This is a genomic window from Croceicoccus naphthovorans (assembly GCF_001028705.1).
In the GTDB taxonomy this organism is placed as follows: domain Bacteria; phylum Pseudomonadota; class Alphaproteobacteria; order Sphingomonadales; family Sphingomonadaceae; genus Croceicoccus; species Croceicoccus naphthovorans.
On the sequence record NZ_CP011770.1, the window covers coordinates 1,013,090 to 1,033,369 of the forward strand.

General features: G+C 64.2%; 19 protein-coding genes and 1 tRNA gene. 12 read left to right on the plus strand and 8 right to left on the minus strand.

Features of this window, described 5'->3' with window-relative positions; genetic code table 11:
- The first annotated feature begins 37 nt into the window (after positions 1–37).
- The 5 genes from AB433_RS05125 to AB433_RS05145 all read left to right on the plus strand — a co-directional run bounded on the left by AB433_RS05125 (position 38) and on the right by AB433_RS05145 (position 6,137).
- Positions 38–1,225: an ABC transporter ATP-binding protein gene (locus AB433_RS05125; protein WP_425389121.1), complete on the plus strand. Its 1,188-nt coding sequence runs from the start codon at positions 38–40 to the stop codon at positions 1,223–1,225.
- A complete protein-coding gene (locus AB433_RS05130; protein ID WP_047820192.1) occupies positions 1,222–2,346 on the plus strand; it encodes an ABC transporter permease in 1,125 nt (374 codons plus the stop codon). The genes AB433_RS05125 and AB433_RS05130 overlap by 4 nt, the downstream gene beginning before the upstream one ends.
- The gene (locus AB433_RS05135; RefSeq protein WP_047820193.1) at positions 2,343–3,467 is read left to right on the plus strand and encodes an ABC transporter permease; all 1,125 of its coding nucleotides are present in this window, start codon (positions 2,343–2,345) and stop codon (positions 3,465–3,467) included. The genes AB433_RS05130 and AB433_RS05135 overlap by 4 nt, the downstream gene beginning before the upstream one ends.
- Positions 3,395–4,912 carry an efflux transporter outer membrane subunit gene (locus tag AB433_RS05140; protein ID WP_179944958.1) on the plus strand — a complete coding sequence of 506 codons (1,518 nt, stop codon included), beginning with the start codon at positions 3,395–3,397 and terminating at the stop codon, positions 4,910–4,912. The genes AB433_RS05135 and AB433_RS05140 overlap by 73 nt, the downstream gene beginning before the upstream one ends.
- Positions 4,913–4,985: 73 nt before the next feature.
- Positions 4,986–6,137 (plus strand): TIGR03032 family protein, encoded by a 1,152-nt coding sequence (locus tag AB433_RS05145; RefSeq protein ID WP_082135024.1) that lies wholly within the window; start codon positions 4,986–4,988, stop codon positions 6,135–6,137.
- A 27-nt stretch (positions 6,138–6,164) separates the two neighbouring features.
- Here AB433_RS05145 and AB433_RS05150 read toward each other — a convergent pair whose 3' ends face one another.
- Positions 6,165–6,785 (minus strand): TetR/AcrR family transcriptional regulator, encoded by a 621-nt coding sequence (locus AB433_RS05150; RefSeq protein WP_047820194.1) that lies wholly within the window; start codon positions 6,783–6,785, stop codon positions 6,165–6,167.
- Positions 6,786–6,916: 131 nt separating this feature from the next.
- Between AB433_RS05150 and AB433_RS05155 the strand changes: the two genes are divergently transcribed.
- Together AB433_RS05155 and AB433_RS05160 are read left to right on the plus strand one after the other, a co-directional pair.
- Positions 6,917–8,098, plus strand: coding sequence for an acetyl-CoA C-acyltransferase (locus AB433_RS05155; protein WP_047820195.1), 1,182 nt, complete (start codon positions 6,917–6,919; stop codon positions 8,096–8,098).
- 13 nt (positions 8,099–8,111) lie between these two features.
- Complete coding sequence (locus AB433_RS05160; RefSeq protein ID WP_047820196.1) at positions 8,112–8,873, plus strand: SDR family NAD(P)-dependent oxidoreductase; 762 nt, start codon at positions 8,112–8,114, stop codon at positions 8,871–8,873.
- Position 8,874: 1 nt separating this feature from the next.
- Here AB433_RS05160 and AB433_RS05165 read toward each other — a convergent pair whose 3' ends face one another.
- On the minus strand, positions 8,875–9,147 hold the full coding sequence (locus tag AB433_RS05165) for a hypothetical protein (RefSeq protein ID WP_156170681.1): 273 nt from the start codon (positions 9,145–9,147) through the stop codon (positions 8,875–8,877).
- Between the two features lie 179 nt (positions 9,148–9,326).
- On the opposite strand from AB433_RS05165, the gene AB433_RS05170 reads away from it, so the two are divergent.
- On the plus strand, positions 9,327–12,722 hold the full coding sequence (locus tag AB433_RS05170; RefSeq protein ID WP_047820198.1) for an acyl-[ACP]--phospholipid O-acyltransferase: 3,396 nt from the start codon (positions 9,327–9,329) through the stop codon (positions 12,720–12,722).
- A gap of 111 nt (positions 12,723–12,833) precedes the next feature.
- Here AB433_RS05170 and AB433_RS20370 read toward each other — a convergent pair whose 3' ends face one another.
- Positions 12,834–13,001 carry a hypothetical protein gene (locus AB433_RS20370; protein ID WP_156170682.1) on the minus strand — a complete coding sequence of 56 codons (168 nt, stop codon included), beginning with the start codon at positions 12,999–13,001 and terminating at the stop codon, positions 12,834–12,836.
- A gap of 225 nt (positions 13,002–13,226) precedes the next feature.
- Positions 13,227–13,303 (minus strand) — tRNA-Arg (locus AB433_RS05175).
- 6 nt (positions 13,304–13,309) lie between these two features.
- On the opposite strand from AB433_RS05175, the gene AB433_RS05180 reads away from it, so the two are divergent.
- Positions 13,310–14,122, plus strand: a complete 813-nt coding sequence (locus tag AB433_RS05180) for a queuosine precursor transporter (protein WP_047823368.1) — start codon at positions 13,310–13,312, stop codon at positions 14,120–14,122.
- A 39-nt stretch (positions 14,123–14,161) separates the two neighbouring features.
- Here the strand turns inward: AB433_RS05180 and AB433_RS05185 are convergent, their stop codons facing one another.
- Both AB433_RS05185 and AB433_RS20375 read right to left on the minus strand, forming a co-directional pair.
- The gene (locus AB433_RS05185; protein WP_047820199.1) at positions 14,162–14,368 is read right to left on the minus strand and encodes a PspC domain-containing protein; all 207 of its coding nucleotides are present in this window, start codon (positions 14,366–14,368) and stop codon (positions 14,162–14,164) included.
- Complete coding sequence (locus AB433_RS20375; protein WP_156170683.1) at positions 14,365–14,505, minus strand: hypothetical protein; 141 nt, start codon at positions 14,503–14,505, stop codon at positions 14,365–14,367. Before AB433_RS20375 ends, AB433_RS05185 begins: the two co-directional genes overlap by 4 nt.
- Positions 14,506–14,736: 231 nt before the next feature.
- Here AB433_RS20375 and recF point away from each other — a divergent pair, with 231 nt between their 5' ends.
- Positions 14,737–15,819: a DNA replication/repair protein RecF gene (gene recF / locus AB433_RS05190; protein ID WP_047823370.1), complete on the plus strand. Its 1,083-nt coding sequence runs from the start codon at positions 14,737–14,739 to the stop codon at positions 15,817–15,819.
- Here recF and AB433_RS05195 read toward each other — a convergent pair.
- Positions 15,816–16,481: an arylesterase gene (locus tag AB433_RS05195; protein ID WP_047820200.1), complete on the minus strand. Its 666-nt coding sequence runs from the start codon at positions 16,479–16,481 to the stop codon at positions 15,816–15,818. The two genes, recF and AB433_RS05195, sit on opposite strands and share 4 nt — an antisense overlap.
- A gap of 48 nt (positions 16,482–16,529) precedes the next feature.
- Between AB433_RS05195 and AB433_RS05200 the strand changes: the two genes are divergently transcribed.
- Both AB433_RS05200 and AB433_RS05205 read left to right on the plus strand, forming a co-directional pair.
- On the plus strand, positions 16,530–17,237 hold the full coding sequence (locus AB433_RS05200) for an ABC transporter ATP-binding protein (RefSeq protein WP_047820201.1): 708 nt from the start codon (positions 16,530–16,532) through the stop codon (positions 17,235–17,237).
- On the plus strand, positions 17,234–19,762 hold the full coding sequence (locus AB433_RS05205) for an ABC transporter permease (protein WP_047820202.1): 2,529 nt from the start codon (positions 17,234–17,236) through the stop codon (positions 19,760–19,762). Before AB433_RS05200 ends, AB433_RS05205 begins: the two co-directional genes overlap by 4 nt.
- On the opposite strand, the gene AB433_RS05210 is transcribed toward AB433_RS05205, so the two are convergent.
- A complete protein-coding gene (locus AB433_RS05210; RefSeq protein ID WP_047820203.1) occupies positions 19,759–20,169 on the minus strand; it encodes a DUF805 domain-containing protein in 411 nt (136 codons plus the stop codon). The genes AB433_RS05205 and AB433_RS05210 overlap by 4 nt on opposite strands.
- Between the last annotated feature and the right edge of the window lie 111 nt (positions 20,170–20,280).

Below are 20,280 nucleotides of genomic sequence, written 5' to 3' on the forward strand. Positions count from 1 at the left end.
GGGCGTCGATCCGGTGTCCCGCCGCGAGCTGTGGGCGATGGTGCAGGAACTGGCCGACGAGGGGATCGGCATTCTGTGGTCCACCGCCTATCTGGACGAGGCGGAGAAGTGCGAGACCGTGTTCCTGTTGAACGAAGGCCGCATTCTCGCATCCGGTCCGCCGCAGGACCTGACCGACAAGATCGCGGACCGCGTCTTGCGCTATCCGGTGGAGAGCGACCGGCGGACTGTGCTGCGGCAGGCGCTGGACAATCCGGCGATCATCGACGGGGCGGTACAGGGCGGATCGATCCGGCTCTTGCTGGCGGAAGGGGCGGAAGCGCCGAAGCCCGACGCCATCGATGCATCAGGCCCATCACGCAAGGCAATACCGCGTTACGAGGATGCGTTCATCGACCTGCTGGGCGGCGGGCCGGGGGGATCGTCCGAACTTGCGCAGAAGTATCCTCATACCCCGGAGCACGACCGCCCCGCCATAGAGGCCAAAGGGCTGACCAAGCGGTTCGGCGATTTCACGGCGGCGCACGACATCCGGTTCACGGTTCCGCGCGGCAAGGTCTTCGGTCTGCTCGGCCCCAACGGCGCTGGAAAGTCGACGACGTTCAAGATGCTATGCGGCTTGCTGCGTCCTAGCGAGGGGACGGGTGCGGTCGACGGGTACGACCTGCTGACATCCGGCGCGGATGCGCGGCAGTCGCTGGGCTATATGGCGCAGAAGTTCTCGCTCTATGGCGACCTTTCGGTGCAGCAGAACCTGTCGTTTTTCGCCGGGGCCTATGGGCTGGGCCGCGCCGAAGCAAAAGCGGCGGTCGACGATGCGATAGAGACCTTTCACCTTGCGCAGTTCTTGGGCAGCAATGCCGGGATGTTGCCGCTGGGCTATAAGCAAAGGCTGGCTTTGGCCTGCGCGGTATTGCACCGCCCGCCGGTGCTGTTTCTTGACGAGCCGACATCGGGCGTAGATCCCATCGTCCGGCGCGAATTCTGGAACCACATCAACGGGCTGGTCGAACGGGGCGTATCGGTCCTTGTCACCACGCACTTCATGGACGAGGCGGAGTACTGCGACGAGATCGCGCTGATCTATCGCGGAGAGCAGATTGCCATCGGTAGTCCCGATGCCCTGAAGGAAGACGCCGGAACCGGCGAGGCATCGATGGAGGATGCCTTCATCGCGCTCATCGAACGGTCCGATGCCGCGCGCGAAGAGAGGGAGGCGGCATGACCCGATCTGCCCGCACCCGCCGAATGACCGCGATGATCGCGAAAGAGGCGCGCCAGATTTCGCGCGATCCCTCGACCTTTCTGATCGCGTTCCTGCTGCCGATCATCCTGTTGTTCCTGATGGGGTTCGGGGTGAATCTCGATTCCTCGCGAACGCGTATCGGGATCGCGATACAGGATGACGGGGCAGAGGCGATGTCGCTGGCCACGACCTTCGCCCGATCGCAATATTTCGAGGTTGTCGATGTCGCGCCGTTGCAGGTGCTGGAAAAGAACCTAGTGTCCGAGGACATTCGCGGCATCGTCGTCATCCCGGCGGATTTCGGGCGCGATGCGGCGCGTGGCGGCGGGCAGATAGAGGTTATCACCGACGGTTCCCTGCCTAACGCAGCGGCCTTCATCGGCGCCTATGCAGAGGGTGTTCACGCCGCGTGGCAGGCGCAGCGGGCGGGCGATGCGGGCCAGCAGGCGGAGCCGCCGATCGATCTCCTCTCGCGGTTCTGGTTCAACCCCGAACTGGCCAGCCGCAATTTCCTCGTGCCCGGATCGATCGCGTTGATCATGACGCTGATCGGCGCGCTGCTCACCGCCCTCGTCGTTGCGAGAGAGTGGGAGCGGGGGACGCTGGAAGGGCTGATGGCGACACCGGTCGGCATGGGGGAATTCCTGTTGTCCAAGGTCATTCCCTATTTCGTGCTGGGCATCGTTTCGATGGCGCTGTGCACCGTGCTGGCCGTGACGCTGTTCGGCGTGCCTTTTCGCGGGTCGGTCTTCGCGCTTTTCGTCATTTCCTCGGTCTACCTGATCCCGGCGCTGGGCCAGGGTCTGTTCATTTCTTCCGCATTGAAAAATCAGTTCGTGGCCAGTCAGGTCGCTCTGCTGACGGCGTTCTTGCCCACCATGCTCTTGTCGGGCTTTATCTTTGAAATATCGTCCATGCCCGTTCCGATACAGGCGCTCACCTATCTGGTGCCCGCACGCTATCTGATGCCGCAGGTGCAAACGGTTTTCGTGGCCGGTGATGACTGGGGGCTGTTTGCACCGAACATGGCAATTCTCCTGGCTTTTGGCGTCGTTCTGTTCGCGCTTTGTGTGCGCGTGACCAAGCGGAGGATCGCATGATCGGACCCCGCCTTCGCGCGATGATCATCAAGGAATTGCTGGCAATTCTACGCGACCCGAAATCGCGGCTGATCCTTATCGCGCCACCGTTAATGCAGTTTTTCCTGTTCAGCTTTGCTTCGACGATGGAGGTGAACAATATCCGCATCGGCATCTACGACCTCGACGGCGGACGCTGGAGCCGCGAAATCGTCGAACGGTTGGATGCCAGCCCCAACGTGCGCGAAGTTCGGGTGCTGTCATCCGACGCGGCGCTGAAAAGCGCAGTCGATCATCAGGACGTGATTGCCGTGCTGCGCTTCGACCAGCAATTCTCCGCCGATGTCGCCGCCGGGCGCCCCGCGACCATCGGCGGGGTGTTCGACGGGCGCAGGTCCAACGCGGCGCAGATCGTGTCGGGTTATGTCCAGCGCATCGTGGCCGACGTATCGGCGGAAACCCCGCGCGGCATCGCCATTGCCTCGCGCGGCGGCGGTGCATCGTCGGGCACGGTGGTGCGGCATTGGTTCAATCCGAACCTCGAATACATCTGGTTCGTCATGCCCGCACTGATTTCGATCATCGCGGCGATTTCGTCGATGACGCTGGTTTCGCAGTCGGTGGCGAGAGAGCGGGAACTGGGCACTTTCGACCAGTTGCTTGTCTCGCCATTGCGCACGCACGAGGTGCTGATCGGCAAGATGCTGCCGCCGATGGGAGTGGGCCTGATCAACGTCGCGATTTTCGTCGTGCTGACCCCGCTGGTGTTCGGCGTACCGGTAGAGGGTTCGCTGCTGCTCTTTTTGGTGGCGCTGGTGTTCTACCTGCTATCGCTCGTCGGGATTGGTATGTTGATCTCGGTTGTCTCCGCCACGCAGCAGCAGGCGTTTCTGGGCATGTTTGCACTAACCGTGCCGATGATCATCCTGTCCGGCTATGCCAGCCCCGTCGATAACATGCCCGAATGGCTTCAGGTGATCACCTGGGCCAATCCGCCGACCTGGTTTCTGGTGATTGCCGAGGGCACGTTCCTGAAGGGCATGCCGGTCGGCGATGTCCTGAACAACACATGGCCGCTGGCCGTTCTTGCCGCGTTGTCGCTGTGGGCGGCGTGGGCCTTGTTCCGTTCGCGGCTGGAGTGATCGCCTTGCGAAAAGCTGTTCTTGTCCTTGCGCTATCCGCCCTGTCGGCCTGCACCGTCGGTCCCGATTACGAACGGCCCGCCGTTTCGGGCGAAGTCGGCGCGTGGTCGCTTCCCGATGTTGAAACCGGCACCCTTGCGGCAGAGCCATGGCGCGAGATGGACGATCCGGTTCTGACCGCGCTGATCGAGCAGGCGCTGGCCGCCAACCTCGACATCGCGATTGCAGAGGCGCGGCTGCGTCAGGCGCGGGCCGGGCTGGATGCAGCGCGCGGCGGGCGTTTGCCGCAGGTTCAGGCGATGGGTTCGGCAACGCGCCAGCGGCTGTCCGAAAATGGCCAGTTGCCTGTGGGGGCGATTCCGGGGTTCGCGCCGGAATACTCGCTTTACGACGCGGGTTTCGATGCCTCTTGGGAACTTGATCTGTGGGGCGGCAATCGCCGTGCGGTAGAGGCGGCGCAGGACAGGCTGGCGGCATCGCAAGCCCTGCGGCAAGAGGCGCGTTTGCGCGTTGTGGCGGAAGTCGTGCGGGCCTACTCCGAATTGCGTCAGGCGCAAGCGGAGCAAGCGATCCGCGTCCGCCGGGTCGAGGCATCGGGGACTATTGCCCAGCTTTCGCGCCAGAGTTTCGAGGTAGGCGAAATCGGCCGATCGGAAGCCGCCAATGCCGAGGCCGCCGCCAAGGCCGAGGCTGCGCGCTCGCCCGAATCCGATGCGCGAGCAAGGGCCGCGGCCAATGCACTGGCGCTGATGACCGCGCAGCCGCCGGAGGCGATGGCGGACTTGCTGGCCAGCCCCGCCGATCTTCCCGAGCCCCCAGCCGCGGTACAGGCCGGACTGCGCGCCGATGTCCTGCGCCGCCGCCCGGATGTCATTGCGGCAGAGGCGCAACTGGCCGCCGCCACCGCCGATGTCGGCGTGCAGACGGCGGAGCTGTTCCCGAAGATCTCCCTGCTCGGATCGATCGGGCAACAGGCGCGGACTATCGGCGATCTGGCGGACAGCGGCTCGACCCGCTTTACCGTGGGGCCCAGCCTGTCGTGGCCGATCTTTGCCGGTGGGCGCATCCGCGCGCAAATCCGCGCCGCAGGTGCCCGAGCCGAAGAGGCGGGGGCCGAGTACGAGAAGGCGGTGCTGGGCGCGCTGGCCGACAGCGAGACGGCGCTGAACCGCTACAACGCTGCGCTGGCGGGGTGGCAGGATCTGGTAGCGGCGCGCGAGCGGGCCGAGGTGGCCTTGCAGATGGCACGCCAGCGTTACGAAGCGGGCGAGGACTCGCGTATCCAGTACAATCAGGCGCGACTGGCTTTTGCAGAGGCGGATCTGGCCGCGGTACAGGCCAAGGCGCAGGCGATTGAGGCGCACGCAGCGCTGGTCAAGGCGCTTGGCGGCGGTGTCGCGCCGGATGACGAAACCGCGACCGGATCGGATTTTTCCGCGAACTAGCTCTGGCCATTTCGGAAACCCATCGCCTAAGATGGTGTTGTATCGCAGAGACAATCCGGAAAGTTGGGGTCAGATGACAAGTGACGTGACCGAGCGCGAAGCCGCGCCGAAGGCCGATTCGGCACAGGCAAATGCCGGGCAGGCCAATACCGCGCAGGGCGCGCCCGTCATCGCCGATGAATCCAAGCCTTCGGAAGTTACCTATTCGCAATCGGGCGGCCTCGTCGCGTTGCTGGCCCGGTTGAACATCTCTGTCGCGTTGACGTCGTACCAGTCGGGCCTGCTCTATATGCTGGGTCGCAACCCCAAGGGCGGTTTGCACCTGCACCAGTGCGGCATGCCCAAGCCGATGGGCGTAAAGCACGAGGCGGACGGCAGCCTGACGCTGGCCTGCGGGTATCAGATCCTTCGCATGGAGAACGTGCTGAAGCCCGATCAGCGGGTGAATCAGTTGTTCGACCGTTGTTACGTGCCGCGCACCGTGCATGTTACGGGATCGCTGGACGCGCATGACGTCGGGCTGGATGGCGCGGGCAACCCGATCTTCGTCAACACCCGTTACAATTGTCTCGCCACCGTCGACCCGAAACACAGTTTTCGCGAAATCTGGCGACCGTCGTTCATCACCGACCTGGTGCAAGAGGACCGCTGCCACCTGAACGGTCTTGCGATGAACGGGAACGAGCCTGCCTATGTCACGGCGGTCAGCCGGTCGAACACCATCGACGGCTGGCGCGACCGCCGTTCCGACGGCGGTGTCGTGATCGACGTGAAGAAGAACGTGGTAGTCTGCGAAGGCCTGTCCATGCCGCATTCCCCGCGCCTGCATAATGGCAAGTTGTGGGTGCTGAATTCCGGCACGGGCGAACTGGGAACGGTAGAGGGGGTGGAAACGGGCCGGGGCCGCTTTGTGCCGCACACATTCCTGCCGGGCTTTACGCGCGGTCTGGCGTTTGCGGGCAACTTTGCGTTCGTCGGCCTGTCACGCCCGCGTTACAAGCGGTTCGAAGGGCTCGACCTCGACCGCCGCCTGAAAGAAACCGACAGCGAGCCGTGGACGGGCATGCAGGTCATCGATCTCAATTCGGGCCGCTGCGCCGAATGGTTCCGCATCGATGGGTCGGTTGCAGAGCTATACGATGTAGAAGTCGTGCCGGGTGCGGCATGCCCGATGACGGTCAATCCGACTTCATCCGAAATCGCCCAATTGATCACGCACGCCTGATCGACCCACGCCTTATTGGAAGGCGCGTCAGGCGCGGGGGCGATAGCCTTCGCGCAAATGCGCGACAATCTGCGCCACGGTTTCCGACGGCGATGCACCGTGGGCGGGATCGTACCACCGCGCGGGCCAGTTGAGCGCGCCCGCCAAGGTAAAGGCCAGCACGTTGGGATCGGCACAAGCGATCGACCCATCGGCCATGCCTTCGCGGATCAGGGCGCACATCGCGTGATGAACGCGCAGCTTCATCGCGCGTAGTTCTTCCGCGCTGGTTTTGCTCAGGCACTCTTCGCCAGTCCGCACGACACAGCGGCTGAACGGGCGCAGGATCGTTTCGCCAAAGGCTTGAAGGAAGTAGGTTAGCCGGTCTGCCCCGTCGCCCTTTACGGTACGCGCCTCTTCATCGGCCAGCATCAGGTCGTCGACGCCGATCTTTAGGCACTCGATCAGGACCTGATCCTTGTTGCCCAGATAGTGATAGATCGTCGGTTTCGACACGCCCAGTGAGGCCGCCACATCGTCGAGCGAGGTCGCGTGAAAGCCGCGCTCGTTGAACATCGTCACCGCGGCTTCCAGCAATGCCATGCGTTTCGCCGCACGGCTTCGCGCGCGGTCGTCGGCGGTGGGAAAGGGGGATGGCCGGTCGTTCACTGTCTTTCCGGGGCTGTTTGAGGCGGGTCAGTCGGACCTTGCGTCTTTATCCATCGGAATGCAATATACCCACGAGTAGATAATTTGCGGCTGAGTCGAGCTTGGCTGCCTCATTCGAAAGGTTTTCGACCATGTCCGACCCCGTCGTCATTGCCAGCTATGCCCGCACGCCGATGGGCGGATTGCAGGGCGCTTTTTCCGAAGTCGGTGCGACGCATTTGGGGGCCGAGGCGGTTCGCGCCGCGGTTTCGCGCGCCGGAATTTCGGGCGAAGCGGTTGATCAGATCGTGATGGGCTGCGTCTTGCCCGGCGGATTGGGGCAGGCACCTGCGCGGCAGGCGGCGATCTTTGCCGATCTGGGGCAGCATGTCGAAGCGACGACGATCAACAAGATGTGCGGATCGGGCATGCAGGCCGCGATCATGGCGCACGATGCACTGCTGGCCGGAAGCGCCGAGGTAATTGTCGCGGGCGGGATGGAGAGCATGACCGGCGCGCCCTATCTGCTGCCCAAGCATCGCGGTGGGGCGCGACTGGGGCACGATGTCGTCAAGGACTCGATGTTCCTCGACGGACTGGAAGATGCTTACAACCCCGGCAAACTGATGGGCGCCTTTGCAGAAGAAGCGGCTCAGGAATACCAGTTCACCCGAGAGGTGCAGGACGAATACGCAATCCGCTCGCTTTCTCTGGCGCGCAAGGCGCAGGACGAGGGCGGCTTCGATCGCGAAATTACGCCGGTTACGGTGAAGACTCGCAAGGGCGAAGCAACGGTTGCCATCGACGAACAGCCGGGCAAGGCCAATGTCGAGAAAATCCCCTCGCTCCGTCCCGCCTTCGCAAAGGACGGCACGGTGACGGCGGCGAACAGTTCTTCGATTTCTGACGGCGCGGCAGCGTTGGTAATGTGTCGTGCCTCGACGGCGGAGAAGCTGGGCATGACGCCGGTGGCCAAGGTTGTCGGCCATGCCTTTCACGCGCACGAACCGGCCCGGTTCACGACCGCACCGGTCTTCGCCACGCGAAAACTGATGGAGCGGATCGGCTGGTCGATGGACGATGTCGACCTATTCGAAGTGAACGAGGCATTCGCGGTCGTCGCCCTGATTGCCGAACGCGATCTCGGCATCGACCGCGACAAGCTGAACGTCAACGGTGGGGCCTGCGCGCTGGGCCATCCCATCGGTGCATCGGGCGCGCGGATCATGGCGACCCTGCTGGGCGCGCTGGAGACCCGCAAGCTGAAGCGCGGTGTTGCCAGCATCTGCATCGGCGGGGGCGAGGCCACTGCGATCGCGCTCGAACTGATTTGACGGGGAAATTACAATGAATATCGAAGGACTGGCCGCGGTCGTTACCGGCGGCGCATCGGGGCTTGGCGGCGCGACTGCGCAGATGTTGGCAGGGGCGGGCGCGAAAGTGACGATCCTCGATTTGCAGGAAGAGGCTGGGGCAGCCCATTCCAAGGCCATTGGTGGGTTGTTCGTGAAGACTGACGTCAGCAGCGCCGAAAGCGTAGATTTGGCGCTGGATCAGGCGGAGGCGGCGCATGGTACGGCGCGTATCCTGGTGAACTGCGCGGGCATTGCACCGGGCGCGAAGGTGGTCGACCGCGAAGGCGCGCCGCACTCGCTCGATCTGTTTCGCAAGGCGATAGAGGTCAACCTGATCGGTACGTTCAACGTCGTCTCGCGCTTTGCTGCGCGGCTGGTTACGGCGGAACCGATTGGGGAAGAGCGAGGCGTAATCGTCAACACCGCATCGGTCGCAGCGTTCGAGGGCCAGATCGGGCAAGCGGCTTATTCCGCATCGAAGGGCGGCGTGGCGGCGATGATGCTGCCCATCGCGCGTGAACTGTCGCGGTCGAAGGTGCGGGTGATGACCATCGCACCGGGCATTTTCTGGACCCCGATGCTGGCCGGCATGTCGCAGGAAGTTCAGGACTCGCTGGGCGCGCAAGTGCCGCACCCCAGCCGCCTTGGCCGGCCCGAGGAATATGCCGATCTGGTCCGGGCCATCGTCACCAACCCGATGCTGAACGGTGAAACGATCCGGCTGGACGGCGCGATCCGGATGGCCGCGAAGTAACCTACGGATCGGGCTGCGGGGCGTCGGACAAGACGGCGCTGCGCAGCTTTTCGACCACTTTGGCCAGCTGGCGTTCGTATTCGACCAGCCCGCCGTATTTTCCCAAGGTAGCAATCGAAACCTCGGTCATCAGGTCGGCGTGGCGAAAGGCATCGGCGACGATGGCCCGTCCGTCCGGTCCGCTCTTGTTGATGGCATTCAGCAATCCGGCCAGCACGATCTGCGTCGCCATTGCCTCTGAAGCCAGCTTGCCGATCTCTGTCTCGACGTCCATCGTTTGCGATTCCCTGTCCAGATGCTTCGCCCCAGCCTGACGCATGGCGGGGCCGCTCGTCCAGAAGGTGTGCACCGGGCCTGCGGATAAGCCGCGCTGTCGACAAAAATTAACCCCGCTGCTGCTAGCGCGCGGGCGGCGCGGCGATTAGCTTGCGCCCTGATCCACAGGGGAAATTCATGGCCGCGCCCGATCTGTCGTTGCTTTCCAAACGCCGTTTCGGGCCGATCTTTGCGGTCCAGTTCCTTGGCGCCTTCAACGACAACCTGCTGAAATTCGCCCTGCTGTTCCTCGCCAGCTTCACGGTGTTTTCGGCAGAGCCGGGCAAGGCGGAGATGCTGGCGACGGTGTCCACCGGCCTCTTCATCCTGCCCTATTTCCTGTTCTCCGCACTGGCGGGGCAGTTGGCGGACGCGATGGACAAAGCGTGGCTGGTGCGCCGGATCAAACTGCTCGAAGTGGTGATAATGGGGCTGGGCCTGCTCGGCTTCTGGCTTCAGTCGATCCCGGTGCTGCTTCTGGCGCTGTTCCTGTCCGGTCTGCAATCGACATTCTTCGGGCCGGTCAAATATTCGATCCTGCCGCAGCACCTGCACAGACAAGAAATCATGGGCGGCACCGGCCTGATCGAAGCAGGGACTTTCGTTGCGATCCTTGGCGGTCAATTGCTCGCGGGGCTGATCGATCCGTGGCAGGGCGGGCTGGTTGCCCTCACGCTGGCGGGTGTCGGCTTCCTCGCCAGCTTTGCCGTGCCCAAGGCGCCGCCGGTGCATGAAGGGCACAGGATAGAACGTAACATCTGGCGTGGGACGATGCAGATCCTCTCCATCGCGCGGCACGGGCGCGGGGTCTGGCTTGCGATCCTTGGCATCAGCTGGTTCTTTGCCTGTGGGGCGGTGTTGGTGTCGCTGTTCGCGCCGCTGGTCAGCGGAACTCTTATGGCGCGGTCGGGCGTTGTCACGCTGTTTCTGATCGTGTTTTCGCTGTTCGTGGCCATCGGCTCTCTGGTTGTGAACCGGCTGCTGAAGGGAGAGGTTTCGGCCAAGTTCGTACCGTTCTCGGCCCTGCTGCTGGCGCTGGGCCTCATCGATCTGCACTTTTCGACCGGCGGGTTCGTGCCGCGTGTGGCCGACGCCACCATCGGGCTGTTTATCGACCATCCGGCCTCGACCCGCATCCTGATCGACCTTGCCGTCATCGCGTTGGCAGGGGGCATGTTTATCGTGCCGCTCTATGCGATCCTGCAGGTGCGATCGGATCCGGAAGAGCGGTCGCGCGTGATCGCGGCGAACAATATCGTCAACGCGGCGGTCACCGTGCTGCTGGTCGCGATCATGACCGGGATGCTGGCGGCGGGGGTGCGGGTGCCGGGACTGATCGGCGTTCTGGGCGTGATGACGCTGGGCGTTGCGGTCGTGTCAATCTGGCTGCTTCCCGAATACCTGTTCAAGCAGGTCGTTCGCTGGATGTTGAAGACGCTCTACCGCGTAGAGGTCACGGGGCTGGAGAACATGCCGCAACCGGGGGAGCGGGCGGTCGTGGTGGTCAACCACCTGTCATTCCTCGACGGCGTTCTGCTGGGCGCGTTCCTGCCGGGCAAGCCGACATTCGCCGTTCACACCGCCATCGCGCGCAACCTGTGGCTCAAACCGTTTTTCGCACTGTTCGAGATATTCCCGGTCGACCCCACGAACCCGATGTCGGCCAAGGCGATGGTGAAAGCCGTACGCGAAGGGCGGACACTGGTGATTTTTCCTGAGGGCCGCATCACCGTCACCGGCGCCTTGATGAAAGTGTTCGACGGCCCCGGCATGGTCGCGGACAAGGCGGATGCGCCAATCGTGCCGGTGCGGCTGGACGGGCCGCAATATTCGATGTTCAGCCGGATGAAGGGTAAGGTCCGCCGCCGCTGGTTCCCCAAGATCACCATCGATGTCCTGCCCCAGCGCCGCTTCGCCATCGAAGGAGAGTCGAGCGCGCGCGAGCGGCGCGCCATCGCCGGTCGCCGCCTGTATGACGAAATGAGCGGCATGATCTTCGACACGACCGAGATTGATCGCACGCTGTTCGCCGCCCTATGCGAGGCGCGCGAACTGCATGGCGGCAAGGCGCCGGTGGTCGAGGATGTGACGCGCAATGTGCTGAGCTACGACAGGCTACTGGCTGGCGCGGGATTGCTGGGCAAGCGGTTGGCCAAGGGCACCGCTCCGGGCGAAGCAGTCGGGCTGTTGCTGCCCAATATCAACGGTGTGGCGGCGGCGTTTTTCGCTTTGCAAGGGATTGGCCGGGTTCCGGCGATGCTGAACTTCACGGTCGGCGCGGCGAACCTGAAGTCCGCTTGCGCCACGGCGAAAATCCGCACTGTCGTCACCGCCCGCGCTTTTGTCGAGCAGGCGAAGCTGGGCGACGCCGTCGCGGCGCTGGAAGGTGATGGTATAGAGGTTCGCTACCTTGAGGATATTGCCGCCACCATCGGCCCGGTCGAAAAGTTGTGGGCTGCACTGACGATAGAGCGCCTCGAGCGCCGCCACGCCAAGCTGCGCATCGCGGCGGACAGCCCTGCGGTCATCCTGTTCACCAGCGGATCGGAAGGCGCGCCCAAGGGCGTCGTGCTGACGCATCGCAACCTGCTGGCCAACTGCGCACAATTGTCGGCTCGGATCGATTTCAATTCCAGTGATGTCGTGTTGAACGCGTTGCCCGTGTTCCATAGCTTCGGCCTGACCGGGGGCACGCTGTTGCCGGTGCTGAACGGGATCAAGACGGTGCTCTATCCCAGCCCGCTGCATTACCGGATCGTGCCCGCGCTGGCCTATGACGCGAATGCGACGATCCTGTTCGGCACCGACACGTTCCTGTCGGGCTATGCACGTATGGCGCATGGATACGATTTCTATTCGATCCGCTATATTTTCGCCGGCGCCGAAAAGGTGCGGGACGAGACGCGGCGGACTTATGCCGAGAAGTTCGGACTGCGCATCCTAGAAGGCTATGGCGCGACGGAGGCTGCCCCGGTCATCGCGGTCAACACGCCGATGCACTTTCAGGCCGGATCGGTCGGGCGGCTCCTGCCGGGGATCGAAGCGAAGTTGGAAGCCGTGCCCGGCATCGACGAAGGCGGACGACTCTACATTCGCGGGCCGAACGTGATGGCGGGCTATTACATGGCCGATGCGCCGGGTACGTTGCAGCCACCCGTAGAAGGCTGGCACGACACTGGCGATATCGTCACCATCGACGATGCCGGGTTCGTCACCATACGGGGGCGCGCCAAGCGGTTCGCCAAGATTGGCGGCGAGATGGTGTCGCTACCCGCCGTGGAGGGCTATGCCGCCAAAGTCTGGCCCGACGCAGAGAGCGCCGTGGTGACCAAGCCTGATCCCAAGAAGGGCGAGCAACTGGTGCTGTTCACCACGGCAAGGGACGCCGAACCCAAGGCATTGCAGGAATGGGGGCGCGCCAATGGTGTTACCGAACTGATGCTGCCGCGCGACATCCGGGTGGTCGAAGCGCTGCCTGTGTTGGGCACGGGCAAGATCGATTACGTTACGCTTGGGGCGATGGCCCAGGCGTGATGGAGAGAAGTGTAGGCTGATCAAACGGAAAAGGCCGCTGGCACCGAAATGCCGAGCGGCCTCTCCCCTTGATAGGTTGGCGCGAGGCACTGCACCTCTTCGCCGATACGCTCAGATCCCGCGGATCAGGCGTTCCCAAAAGCTGGGCGGGTCCATCGGCTGCAGCGCGCCGAACTTGTGATAGCGCTGCGAAGCATCGGAAAACGGACGGGGCAGGGTCCACCGGTCGGGCGAACTGCTGCGATAGCTGGGCGTGAACATATCGGGTACCTCATGCAATCGTTACTTGTTCGTTAAATTCGTGACTGCGTGAAAAGTTTCCGAAGGTCGACTGCATTAACCACGCCGAATCGTGCCCTATGGGCTGACGAATCGCAAAAACGCCCGGTTGACAGGGCGCTACACTGGTTAATCCAACAGTGAAAAATTTTTGCGATAGGGGGCGATTCGCGGGCAGAAAGCGCTGCGATTAACCTTAACGACGACGCACAAAGCGGTTTGAAATGGCGCGCCCTGCAGGAGTCGAACCTGCGGCCTCAGGATTAGAAGTCCCGTGCTCTATCCAGCTGAGCTAAGGGCGCGTGGCCATGCGCATAGCGTGCTTTTCCCAAGGCGCAAATCGCGATAGGCCCTGCCGTGTGGATACGAACGCAGAACCAGCCGCCGCCGACCGGCCCCGCCGCGTAGAGGGCAAGGCCGCTGGCCATCGCCAGTTCCGGTATTTCGATTACGTGATGGCGGCCTTCGTCACGATCCTGTTGCTGTCCAACGTGATCGGCGCGGGCAAGCGAGCGGTGATCGACTTGCCGGTGCTGGGGTTATGGCCGTTTGGCGCAGGCGTGCTGTTTTTCCCGGTATCCTACGTCATCGGCGATGTTCTGACAGAGGTTTACGGCTATGCCCACGCGCGCCGGTGCATCTGGGCAGGCTTTGCCGCGATGCTGTTCATGGTGGTCATGGCATGGGTCGTCGTTGCCCTGCCGCCCGATGCGGGTTGGACCGGGCAGGCGGCCTATGAACAGGTTTTTGGGCAGGTGCCGCGCATCGTTTTCGCCTCGATCGCGGCGTTCTGGGCGGGCGAGTTCGTCAATTCCTATGTCCTCGCCCGGATGAAGATTTGGACCAAGGGCAAGGCCCTGTGGAGCCGCACCATCGGATCGACCGTGGTGGGGCAGGGCGTGGATAGCGCGCTGTTCTACCCGCTAGCATTTCTGGGCGTGGCGGGCTGGGCGACCGAGCAGGTGCTGTGGGTCGCCCTGACGCAATGGGTGTTGAAGGTTACGTGGGAGGCGGTGTTGACGCCCGTGACCTATCTGGTCGTCGGCTGGTTGAAGCGGCGCGAAGGCGTCGATGTCTATGACACCGACACCGACTTCTCGCCATTCGCCAAGGCCGACTGACGGGGCTGGCCGACTGACCGGCTTGGCCGACTGGGTGGATCAGTCGGCGATCAGTCCGATCAGCAGGTAGACCAGGATCAGCGACCCGGCACCGGCCAGTGTCCCGACGACCCACAGGATGCGGACGAGCGTGGCGTCTATGCCGAAATAATCGGCGATACCGGCGCACACGCCCATCAACTTGCCGTCCCTTTTGTTCAGGTGGAACTTGGCGGGGCTGCGGTTGGGATCGGTCACGCGGTTCACGCGACGTACTCGGACGCGACAACCGGCGGGGCCGCGAAATCGACCGGCGACACGGTGGCCGAGATGGTGAAGATCGACAGCGCGAGCGCGGCGAAGGCGGCGGTCGGGTTGGGCATGATGTTCTTGAAGCTTTGCATTGTATTTCCCCTAATCAGTGTTTCAGCGGCGGTTCATTCCGCCATGCCAAACCGAATGCAGATACCGTGCCAGTTTTGAAAATCGCGTTATTTCAGCGGGATATATTCAATGGGCTAACATGCCCGGATTGCTGCATCCGATGAAGTGGGGAAATTTCCCAATTGTTGGGATCGGCATTTCGCCAACCTTTTCCCTTGGCGCGGAGCGGGTGCGATCCTAACGCCTTGACCATGTCGCTAGACCGCATCCGACTGGCCGATTTCCGCAATCATGTCGCGACGCGTCTGGAAGGGACGGCGCGGTTCAACCTGCTGATCGGCCCGAACGGAGCGGGCAAGACCAACGTGCTGGAAGCGCTGTCGCTGCTGGCCCCGGGCAGAGGCCTGCGCCGCGCGCAATTGGGCGACATGGCCCGCGAAGGCGCGCATGGTGGCTTTGCCATCGGGGCCGATCTGATCAGCGGAATCTCGCCGGTGCGCATCGGCACGGCGGTTCGGCCCGATGCGCCGGGGCGGCGGCAGGTGCAGGCCAGCGGTGCGCCACTGCCTGCGGCGCGGCTGGCCGAGTGGCTGTCGATGAGCTGGCTGACGCCCGCGATGGACCGCCTCTTCGCCGATAGTGCCAGCGCGCGGCGGCGCTTTCTGGATCGCATGGTGCTGGGGATCGATCCCGGTCATGCGGCGAATTCTGCGATCTATGACAAGGCTTTGCGCGAACGTAACCGGTTGATGGGTGCGGACGAGCGGCCCGATCCGCGATGGCTAGACGCGCTGGAACGCGAGATGGCGGACGCGGGTGCAAAGATCGCGAAGGCGCGGGCTGAAACCGTGGCGGCGCTGGATGCGCATATCGCTGCGCTGCCAGATGCGCCGTTCGCGCGCCCGAAGCTGGCGGTCGACCCGGCGGCCCCGGCGGATGCCGAGGCTTTGGCGGAGATATGGCGCAAGGGGCGCGGGGCGGACCGGGGCGCGGGGCGTACCCTGGTTGGGCCGCATCGCGATGACCTTGCCGTCGTTATGGCCGGATCGGGGCGTGCGGCGGCGGAATGCTCGACCGGTGAGCAGAAGGCGATGCTGATCGCGATAACGCTGGCCCATGCGGCTCTGTCGGCCGGAGCGCGGCCCTTGGTGCTGTTACTTGATGAAGTGGCCGCACATCTCGACCCGGATCGCCGCGCGGTACTTTACGAGCGGCTGGCCGCCAGCGGCGCGCAAGTCTGGATGACGGGGACCGAGACCGAACCCTTTGCCAGCCTGCCGGAACGCCCCGCTGTCTGGCACCTGTCCGGCGGCGCGGCGGAGCGGCTGCCCTAGTCTATCGCGTCTTCCACGACGTCGACCGTTTCCTCGACCATCGCCTTCACGCCGTCTTCGGTCGGGTGGACCTGATCACGCTGAACCAGCGACCGGTCGAAGATCAGCGGCTCGATGAAAAACGGCACGACAGTTGCGTCGTATTTCTCGGCAAGGTCGGGATAGATGCTTTCGAACCTGGTCGCATAGTCTCGGCCCAAGTTCGGGGCGGCCTTCATCTCGTAGAGCAGCACCTCGATCCCGCGCCGGTCCATCTCGGCCAATATCGCGTCGAGGTTCTGGCGGGCCTGATCGGGCGACAAACCGCGCAGCATGTCGTTTGCGCCGAATTCGACCAGCGCATAGTCCGGCTGCACCGTCATCGAATCGAGCACGAAGGCCATTCGCTGCTTCCCCGCGCTGGTCGTATCGCCCGACACGCCCGCGTTCTGGATGCGCACGTTGAGGCCGCGCTGGCGCAGCGCCTGTTCCAGCTGTGCCGGATAGGCGGCGGACTGCGGCAGGTTATATCCCGCGAACAGGCTGTCGCCAAAGGCCAGCACGAAGGTCGGCTGACCCACCGGGCGATCGGGATCGGCGGTGCGGGCCTGGGATGAACCGGAATCTTGCCCACAGGCAGAGAGCAGCAAGGCGGCGACCACGCCTGATACAAACTTCTTCATACCGTCACCCTTGCAGTTGCCGGGCGTAATGGCAATCTTGGCCCTTCCATGCCGAGTACTTTTCCCAGCGAAACCCCGCCCGCAATCGCCGCCAATGGCCTGACGCTTTCCTTGGGCGGACCGGGGGCGGAAGTGCCGATCCTGCGCGGCGTCGATCTTTCGGTTCCGGCGGGCCAGACCGTTGCCCTGCTGGGCGCATCTGGTTCGGGCAAGAGCTCGCTTATGGCGGTGCTCTCTGGCCTTGAGCGCGGCACCGGCGGCAGCCTCGACGTAGCTGGACAGGACTTTACCGGATTGTCGGAGGATGCGCTGGCCCGCGCGCGGCGCGGACGTATCGGCATCGTGTTGCAGGCGTTTCACCTGCTGCCGACGATGACCGCGCTGGAAAACGTCGCCACGCCGATGGAACTGGCCGGGATGGACGGCGCGATGGAGCGGGCGGAGGCGGAACTGGCTGCCGTGGGCCTTGGCCATCGTATCGGCCACTATCCGACGCAGCTTTCGGGCGGAGAGCAGCAGCGTGTGGCCATCGCCCGCGCGCTTGCGCCGCGCCCGCCCTTGCTCTTCGCGGACGAGCCGACGGGCAATCTCGATTCCGAAACGGGTGATGCGATCATCGACCTGCTCTTTGCGCGCCGGGCCGAAACCGGGGCGACGCTGTTCTTGATCACCCACGATCCGACGCTGGCCGAAAAGTGCGAGCGTGTGCTGGAAATGCATGACGGGCGCATCGTGTCCGACACCGTGCGCGCATGAGCGAGGCGGCACAGGGCTGGCCGCTGGCGCTGCGGCTGGCGCGGCGGGACTTTTCGTGGCGTTTCCGGGGCCTGCGGCTGCTGGTCGTGTGCCTTTTCCTGGGCGCGGCGGCTTTGGCGGCGATTGGCACGCTGGAAACCGCGATCCGCGACCAGTTGTCCGACCGGGGGCAGGAAATTCTTGGTGGGGACTTGGAATTCTCTGCCTATGGCCGAGAGGCGAGTGCAGACGAACTGGCCGCGATGCAGGCACTGGGCCGCGTATCTTGGGGCACGCGCGTGCAGTCGCTGGCGACGACGGGCGATGCGACCGCGCCGGTCCAACTGAAGTCGGTGGACGATGCTTGGCCGCTCTACGGCACTTTCCGCCTGCGCGACGGGCGAGAGGCCGGGGCACCGCCCGCAGGTGAAGCGTGGGTCGACAAGGGTGTTTTGGATCGGCTGGATGCCGAAGTCGGCGACATGATCGGGCTTGGCCGCGCGCAGGTGCGGATCGGCGGGGTGATCGCGGAAGAGCCGGACCGACTGTCCGAAGGCTTTTCGCTCGGCCCGCCGGTGATCATTTCCGATGCGACGATGGCGCAGACCGACCTGATCCAGCCCGGTTCGATGGCGCGTGCCAAGTACCGCGTGGCGCTGACGAGCGGACAAGAGCCTGACGCGGCGGTCGAGGGCTTTGAAACGCAGTTCCCCGATGCCAGCTGGGATACGCGCACCCGCGAACGCGCGTCTCCGGGCGCGGATCGGTTGATGGCCAACATGGGCCAGTTCCTCGGGCTGGTCGGGCTGGCTGCGCTGGTGATCGCCGGGATCGGCATTTCGGGCGCGGTGTCGTCCTGGTTGGAGGGACGGCGGGGCACGGTTGCGACGTTGAAAGTTTTGGGCGCGACAAGCGAGGATGTCTTGCGCTTGCACGCGCTTCAGGTGCTTGCCGCCGCGTTCGTCGGGGTCGGCGCGGGGCTGATTGTCGGCGTGCTGGCGGTGCCGGGGCTGGCGGCCTTGCTCGAAGGGTTGTTGCCTATCGATGCCGGGTTTGTGATTGCGCCGCTTGCGCTGGTCCGGGCTGCGGTTTTTGCCTTGTTGGTGGCGTTGGTTTTTGCCGCGCCGCCGCTTTTGGCCGCACGGTCGATTACTGCGATGGCCCTGCTGCGCGCCCGCGGCGCACCGCCGCCGGGGATCTGGCGCGCGGCGGCAAAGCCGGTGCTGGCGGGCCTGGCGGCTATCGTGGTGCTGGCGCTGGCCACCGCACATGAGGTTGGGCTGACCGCCGGGTTCCTGGCTGCTGCCGCGTGCATTCTGGGGCTGCTTGCAGCGCTGGGGCTGGGCATTCGAAAGGCGGCGGCGCGATTGCCGCGCCGGGGTGGATCGCTGGCGGTGCGCATGGGTCTGGCGGCGCTGGATCGGCCCGGATCGCCGACAGTGGCATTGGTGACGGCGCTGGGCTTTGGCCTGTCGGCCTTTGCCGCGATTGCCGCGATCCAGACCAGCCTCGATGCCTATATCGCGGCCACCGTGCCAGAGCAGGCGCCGGACTATTTCGTGCTCGACCTGCCCCGCGATGGAGAGCGATCGTTCCGCGATCTGGTCGAGGAGGAGGCACCGGGATCGCAGGTGCGCACGGTCCCGTCGATGCGGGGCGCGATCCTTGCCTACGGCCCCCCCGAAGCAATGACGCGGGTGTCGGATCTGGAGGATATTCCGGAAGGCGCATGGGCGCTGCGCGGAGAGCGCGGGCTTACCTATGCGACCGAAATTCCCCCCGGCAACGCCGTTACGTCCGGGGCGTGGTGGCCTGCCGATTACGATGGTCCGCCGCTGGTTTCGGTGGATCAGGAGCTGGCCGATGCGCTGGACCTGAAGGTCGGCGACCACATTACGATCTCGCTGCTGGGCATAGAGCGCGATGCCGAAATCGCTTCGCTGCGGCAGGTCGAGTGGGAGGACATGGGCTTCAACTACGTCCTCGTGTTTTCGCCCGGCGCGATCGACGATGCTCCGCACAATCTCTACGCCTCGATCATGGTGGGTGCGGGAGCGGATGGCGGTCCTTTGCTGGGCGCGCTGGTGCGGGCTTTCCCGACAAGTTCGGTGATCGAGATCGGCGGCGTGCTGGAACAGGCGCGCGATATTCTGGGCAGTTTGGCGCTGGCGATTTTTGCCGCCGCAAGCGTGGCGGTGCTGGCCGGGCTGGCCGTATTGCTCGGCGCCATCGCGGCGGCGCGGGCGCGCGAGACTTACGACAGCGTGATCCTGCGCGTGCTGGGCGCGAGCCGGGGGCAGCTGCTAGGCGCGCTGGTGGTGCGTTACGCGCTTCTGGCGCTGGTGCTTGGCGTGGTCGGCATGGGTATCGGCATGGCGACCGGCTGGTTCGTGATCGACCGTCTGTTCGAATTCCCGTTCCGCCCCGACTGGGCCGTGGTCACCGCTGTCGTTATAGGGGGCGGGGCGCTGGTGGTGGGCGCGGCGACGCTCGCCTCGCTTCCCGTCCTGCACGCCCGCCCGGCGCAAGCTCTTCGTAGTCTCTAGACCCCGCGCGCTTCGCCTTCCTTGGGATCGGGGCCAAAGCGGTTGTCGCCGCGCGTGCCTTCGATCAAGCAGAAATAGAGCAGGATTAGACCGCCGATGATCGGCACGAAGGCGATCAGGATCCACCATCCCGATTTGTCGACATCGTGCAATCGCCGGATCATGAGCGCCAGCGAGGGAATGATCGAGGCCAGACCCCAGATGGCCAGAGCAATCAGGACGATGGCGGTAAACGGCCCCATCGTGCCCGCATCGCCGTACTCCATGCTCATGCCCAGACCGCCGGTCAGCAGCATTGCAACGACGTAGACGATGAAGATGAAAAGCTGGAACATCCAGTATTCTTTGCGCCGCGAACGACCGGCAAAGTCGAAATAGCGCCGGTACGGCATCAGCATCCAGTTCATGTGCATTCCCCCTTTGAAGGATAATCCTTCGAATTGGGGTTATTCCTGTTTTCGGTCGCAAATGCAAAAAGGGCCGCCCCGGACAGGGCGGCCCTTTCGAAATAAGTCACG

Bases quoted from the DNA above. Each gene is read 5' to 3' on its own strand.
- recF (WP_047823370.1), top strand. From the start codon at position 14,737: ATGTCGCTAGACCGCATCCGACTGGCCGATTTCCGCAATCATGTCGCG.
- AB433_RS05145 (WP_082135024.1), top strand. From the start codon at position 4,986: ATGACAAGTGACGTGACCGAGCGCGAAGCCGCGCCGAAGGCCGATTCG.
- AB433_RS05135 (WP_047820193.1), top strand. From the start codon at position 2,343: ATGATCGGACCCCGCCTTCGCGCGATGATCATCAAGGAATTGCTGGCA.
- AB433_RS05140 (WP_179944958.1), top strand. From the start codon at position 3,395: ATGGCCGCTGGCCGTTCTTGCCGCGTTGTCGCTGTGGGCGGCGTGGGC.
- AB433_RS20375 (WP_156170683.1), bottom strand. From the start codon at position 14,505: ATGCAAAGCTTCAAGAACATCATGCCCAACCCGACCGCCGCCTTCGCC.
- AB433_RS05180 (WP_047823368.1), top strand. From the start codon at position 13,310: ATGCGCATAGCGTGCTTTTCCCAAGGCGCAAATCGCGATAGGCCCTGC.
- AB433_RS05210 (WP_047820203.1), bottom strand. From the start codon at position 20,169: ATGAACTGGATGCTGATGCCGTACCGGCGCTATTTCGACTTTGCCGGT.
- AB433_RS05170 (WP_047820198.1), top strand. From the start codon at position 9,327: ATGGCCGCGCCCGATCTGTCGTTGCTTTCCAAACGCCGTTTCGGGCCG.
- AB433_RS05205 (WP_047820202.1), top strand. From the start codon at position 17,234: ATGAGCGAGGCGGCACAGGGCTGGCCGCTGGCGCTGCGGCTGGCGCGG.
- AB433_RS05130 (WP_047820192.1), top strand. From the start codon at position 1,222: ATGACCCGATCTGCCCGCACCCGCCGAATGACCGCGATGATCGCGAAA.
- AB433_RS05125 (WP_425389121.1), top strand. From the start codon at position 38: ATGGTGCAGGAACTGGCCGACGAGGGGATCGGCATTCTGTGGTCCACC.
- AB433_RS05155 (WP_047820195.1), top strand. From the start codon at position 6,917: ATGTCCGACCCCGTCGTCATTGCCAGCTATGCCCGCACGCCGATGGGC.
- AB433_RS05195 (WP_047820200.1), bottom strand. From the start codon at position 16,481: ATGAAGAAGTTTGTATCAGGCGTGGTCGCCGCCTTGCTGCTCTCTGCC.
- AB433_RS05160 (WP_047820196.1), top strand. From the start codon at position 8,112: ATGAATATCGAAGGACTGGCCGCGGTCGTTACCGGCGGCGCATCGGGG.
- AB433_RS05200 (WP_047820201.1), top strand. From the start codon at position 16,530: ATGCCGAGTACTTTTCCCAGCGAAACCCCGCCCGCAATCGCCGCCAAT.
- AB433_RS05165 (WP_156170681.1), bottom strand. From the start codon at position 9,147: ATGGACGTCGAGACAGAGATCGGCAAGCTGGCTTCAGAGGCAATGGCG.